Consider the following 4,243-nt stretch of genomic DNA (forward strand, 5'->3'; position numbering starts at 1 on the left):
TCTAAAAACCAAGTAAAAATCCATCCGTATCCTTTTGTTTTGTAAACAAAGGCAAAAAAGCCAGCTTGAGTATAGTCTCCTAACCATTTGTCTAGCGGGACTCGGCAGAGGCTAGTTGCGTCAGCCCAAACCCCTCCATATTTTGAGAGTAATTCAAGTCTGACTAAGTTAGATTGTTTAGTTTTAGGAAGTTGGCATAATTTTTCTTCCGGTAAAGAAAGAGTTATATAGTCTTTGATATTGTTTTCATCTAAAAAAATAACTTCCCAGTCAGGGTTATACTTTTTCCAAGATTCATAGCACTTTCTCACAACCAATGGTGCTTGTGAAAACCCCTGATACCATAAAAACCAGATTTTTTTCGGTATAGTCACTTCTTTATCTCCAATCAGGCTAGTTTATGCAAGTAATCACCATCACTTGCAAATAAAATTACTTGATTTTCAGTAAGTTCAATACTTGTGCTTGACTAGACTATAAAAGCATTAGTATCTCAATACTACAAATAAAATAGTAAAATAGCAAGGGTTTATTCATAACTTCACTGAATCTTTAAAAAACACGCATAAATCCTGCTCAACTTTACATAATTTTCATAAAAAATCTCTTGAGTAGCATAAATATTTCCTCAAGGTCAACTATTTATGTGTAACTTTACTGAATCTTTAAAATCAAGAAAAAAATTCCAAGTTGGTGAGAAATATTTTTTATTACCCAAGTAAAATATAGCATCGATCATGCACGCGTGTGTAAAGTTATCTTTTTCTTTACCTTCTGGAACTGTGTCTCTAAAGCCCAGAATTTTATACCTCACCAGTATGGGAATTTGTATATCATCGATCGCCTTTTTGAGAAATAGGCCATTAAATTAGAGATAACTGCTTAGTTATTTTTGCCTATTGACTTTATTTGCTAAATTTAAGTTAACTTGACAATTATAGTTTTTTCATAGATATTTGAGACAAAAGCATTATGCATTCACCAATGCCAAAAATAGAGAAGGAAATGGGGAGATGGGGAGATGGGGAGATGAGAGTATTTTTCTACCTGCTTGATGCGCTACCAGGTTTGCTATTGGGCGACGCGGGGTCTCATCAGCTTTTTCCCCATTCTCGTTCCTGAATTTCCACAACTTCCTCAGGCTGAGGACGGAAGCCAAAAGCACATACCGCGTCCAAAGATACGCTCAGGGGTTCTATAAAGACAGTACAGATAAAATCAATCTTGCCTATTCAGCATTTGTCAAATTATATGAACACGTGGATTTATTTTGGTCACTAGAGTTGGCCAACATACTGACCAATCCCACACTTTGCGCTCTGCACTACCCTTTAATTTATCTATATCTTCTATATCTTCTATATCTATAATAGTATATAAATAGAAATTAAGAACTCAAAATTGATGATATTAAATTTAGATCAATCTGGAATTTTAGCCTTTGTTAGTTCAAGCTTGGATAGTGAAATAAACAGTTACTGGAATTACCAATAACACAGGTTGTACGCTCCTCAAAGAGAAATTGCTGACCTTTGAGAGTTGCTTGAGTAATAGTAAAAATAATTTTTGCTGACATCTTTAATTTATCTATATCTATAAAATAGAAATTAAGAACTAAAAATTGATGATATTTTATTGATTTATAAAAATTTAGATCAATCTGGAATTTTAGCCTCTGTTAGTTCAAGCTTGGATAGTGAGATAAGCAGTAATTTTTACAGTTTACTTTCTAAAAATTAAATGGATGTACCGACTAAGAGTACTACTGCTACAAAACTGCTGATATTTGATTTATAACTAATTATCCAAACTTGATATTAACCCTCCAATAAAAATGTAGAATAAAATATAGATAATTCTAAGATGGAACTATGAATCTAACACTTGAAGAAGTAAAAACCATTGATGAAAAGCTTTCAAGACGTCATATAGACCTCGATTCAGGTGGTTACTTTATTATTTTTCTTGATCGAGAAGCAGGTTTAATATGTGCAAAACACTTTACTAATATTATTGACAACCGTGGTTTGGCTATAGATCCAGAAACAGGAAAACCGATTCCAGCAAAAGGCAAAGTAGAACATACTCACACGAGAATATTTACTGCGAGAACTGCAAAAGAAATATGTGTAAAAATATTGGAAGAAACCCCCCCCTGTACAGTCACAATGTTAGATCATGCTGCTTATTTGGGGCGGGAATTTGTGCGTGCAGAAATGGCTTTATTAACTGGTAAGGAATATATTCAGGATTAATTGAATTAAGGATAACGATCAGAAATTAGACTTTTACTATTCTCCTTAATTTCTATCAAGAAAAACCTTGATACCAGAAATAAGTAACCATTGGTACAATTGTAGCTACAACTAGCAATACAACCACTAAGATAGTTGCACTTTGATCGTCAGTTTCTTCTGCTGATTTAAAAGTAGCTAATACTTGTGCTGCAAGCTCATCTTTAACTTCCGGAGGGCCTGGGTCGGGTTCTCCAGATAATACAGCACTCAGGCGATCGCTAGCTGCTAAAAAAGCTTCATTGTATTTGTTGCCATCTCTAATAGGTACTTGAATAGTTTCATCAACTACACTCTGAGTAATGTCATTAGACATAAGTTCTTTAACTGCATCACCAACCCGAATAGCATCATTATTGGTGAGAGTATCTAATACTATTAAAGTTTGATTGACTTTTGTTTCTGGGGTAGGAAACCATTTGTCAAATAGCTTTTCCGTAAAACTATCCACGGTCTCACCATAGTCTAGGCGACGGATAGTAACAAATCTAACTTCATTACCAGTAGTATTGGCCAAACTTTCTAAGGTATTGTTCAGTTTACTTTCTGTTATCCGACTGAAAACTTCAGCATCATCAACAATAAATGTACGAGCGCCTGCCACTAAACTTGGCATTTGATAAACTCCAGTTGCGGATGCAGAAGATATTGGCAAGATAGTAGCCATAATAATTAATAGTAGAGATACTATTAAAGTTTGGAGATTTTGAAAATTGAAGGTTTTATTGAATAGTTGTACCATCAGATACTTTCCAGTTTTTGGTAAAAGTGAATTTTTTTGAGAGTTACAGTTTTTTCCCACAGTCTATGACAGGGGCAAAACTTTACTAGACTTTACTTACTTTATCATTTTATTTATAGACAGCAAAAAACTAAACAGAACCCACCCAATGTTACTTAAATGATCTTTTAGAGGCTAATATTTATCTAGTTGGTTTTCTCTTAGTCTTTAATCTTGGACTTTTTTTTTGAATTTTTGACCTCTGCTGAACTACTTCCGGTGGCGGACTATAATCTCCATTAGAGAAATATTTTCGCTCCACTAGAACTTCCGGTTCTACTTCAATGCACAGACGAGCACCTCCTGCTTGACTTTTATTCGGTTGATGGGGTTGATAAATAATTTGGCAAGGTCCGTTAATTTTCAGGGCATGGCAATAATCCTTTTTATCTCCCACTTTAACGGCAACTACTGGGTGAGAAGTTTTATTGTCTCGGTTATATATAGTCAATAGTTTTTCGTAGAACATGAACAATAGTCTTGGCTTTACGTCGAATTGATGTCTCCAGGGTGTTTTAACCCCTGGAGACATCAATTACACAGTGGCAGGTTTTGTCTGCAACCATACACCACCAACTTGATCCTGATTCAGCACCACCAACTTTGGCTGAAGTTGTGAATTGGATTGCTCAATTGGGCGGATTTTTAGGTCGAAAAGGTGATGGTTCTCCTGGTGTTAAAGTTCTCTGGGGTGGACTCTCGCCATTGCATGATCTTGTTAAGGGCTGGGTTGTTTGTCAGTCTCTTGTGGTTAATTCAACGTGAGTTCAAAAGAATTTTCATCGCCGAACTTCAGACTCAGCCAACTTTCAGCTTGCTCCCTTAACATGACCTCAACATCTAATTATCAACAAGCAGAAGTTAATGACAATTGTCGGAGAGTCAGTTTGGCGATCGCTCTGACAAAATAGCTGATTTTCAGTCAGCTTTGTAGTTGATGTTACCTCAAAATCTAATTATCAACAAGCAGAGCTTAATGGCGATTTTTGGAGAGTCAGTTTGGCGACCCCTACTCCATACATAAATGCTTTTTTTTGTCAAACCTGATGTTAAGAAAGATGTGAGTAATGGATAGCTTTAAAAAGGGAGGCGCATACCCACAATTTTTCGGTAAAGAAACTTGAGAGTTTGTATTGGTTAAAGATAAACCAAATAATAACTAATCACC

General features: G+C 35.4%; 8 protein-coding genes. 4 read left to right on the forward strand and 4 right to left on the reverse strand.

Translation table 11 applies throughout. The features are described 5' to 3' along the window. A partial coding sequence (locus F6K13_RS20985) for a capsular polysaccharide synthesis protein (protein WP_287288264.1) occupies nucleotides 1-374 on the reverse strand: 374 nt, incomplete at its 3' end. Nucleotides 375-972: 598 nt separating this feature from the next. Between F6K13_RS20985 and F6K13_RS20990 the strand changes: the two genes are divergently transcribed. Beyond that, nucleotides 973-1,122: a hypothetical protein gene (locus F6K13_RS20990; RefSeq protein ID WP_161564708.1), complete on the forward strand. Its 150-nt coding sequence runs from the start codon at nucleotides 973-975 to the stop codon at nucleotides 1,120-1,122. Nucleotides 1,123-1,444: 322 nt separating this feature from the next. Here the strand turns inward: F6K13_RS20990 and F6K13_RS20995 are convergent, their stop codons facing one another. Further along, the gene (locus tag F6K13_RS20995; RefSeq protein WP_275670453.1) at nucleotides 1,445-1,576 is read right to left on the reverse strand and encodes a hypothetical protein; all 132 of its coding nucleotides are present in this window, start codon (nucleotides 1,574-1,576) and stop codon (nucleotides 1,445-1,447) included. Nucleotides 1,577-1,871: 295 nt separating this feature from the next. On the opposite strand from F6K13_RS20995, the gene F6K13_RS21000 reads away from it, so the two are divergent. After that, nucleotides 1,872-2,255, forward strand: a complete 384-nt coding sequence (locus F6K13_RS21000) for a DUF4346 domain-containing protein (protein ID WP_124147255.1) — start codon at nucleotides 1,872-1,874, stop codon at nucleotides 2,253-2,255. A gap of 55 nt (nucleotides 2,256-2,310) precedes the next feature. Here the strand turns inward: F6K13_RS21000 and psb32 are convergent, their stop codons facing one another. Continuing rightward, complete coding sequence (psb32, locus tag F6K13_RS21005) at nucleotides 2,311-3,036, reverse strand: photosystem II repair protein Psb32 (RefSeq protein WP_124147254.1); 726 nt, start codon at nucleotides 3,034-3,036, stop codon at nucleotides 2,311-2,313. Nucleotides 3,037-3,217: 181 nt separating this feature from the next. Beyond that, nucleotides 3,218-3,544 carry a hypothetical protein gene (locus F6K13_RS21010; protein WP_124147253.1) on the reverse strand — a complete coding sequence of 109 codons (327 nt, stop codon included), beginning with the start codon at nucleotides 3,542-3,544 and terminating at the stop codon, nucleotides 3,218-3,220. Between the two features lie 83 nt (nucleotides 3,545-3,627). Between F6K13_RS21010 and F6K13_RS21015 the strand changes: the two genes are divergently transcribed. Both F6K13_RS21015 and F6K13_RS21020 read left to right on the forward strand, forming a co-directional pair. Beyond that, nucleotides 3,628-3,840 carry an IS4 family transposase gene (locus F6K13_RS21015; RefSeq protein WP_205127535.1) on the forward strand — a complete coding sequence of 71 codons (213 nt, stop codon included), beginning with the start codon at nucleotides 3,628-3,630 and terminating at the stop codon, nucleotides 3,838-3,840. Further along, the gene (locus F6K13_RS21020) at nucleotides 3,837-3,986 is read left to right on the forward strand and encodes a hypothetical protein (protein ID WP_161564707.1); all 150 of its coding nucleotides are present in this window, start codon (nucleotides 3,837-3,839) and stop codon (nucleotides 3,984-3,986) included. The genes F6K13_RS21015 and F6K13_RS21020 overlap by 4 nt, the downstream gene beginning before the upstream one ends. The last annotated feature ends 257 nt before the right edge of the window (nucleotides 3,987-4,243 follow it).

It is taken from the genome of Okeania sp. SIO2B9 (genome assembly GCF_010672505.1).
In the GTDB taxonomy this organism is placed as follows: domain Bacteria; phylum Cyanobacteriota; class Cyanobacteriia; order Cyanobacteriales; family Microcoleaceae; genus Okeania; species Okeania hirsuta.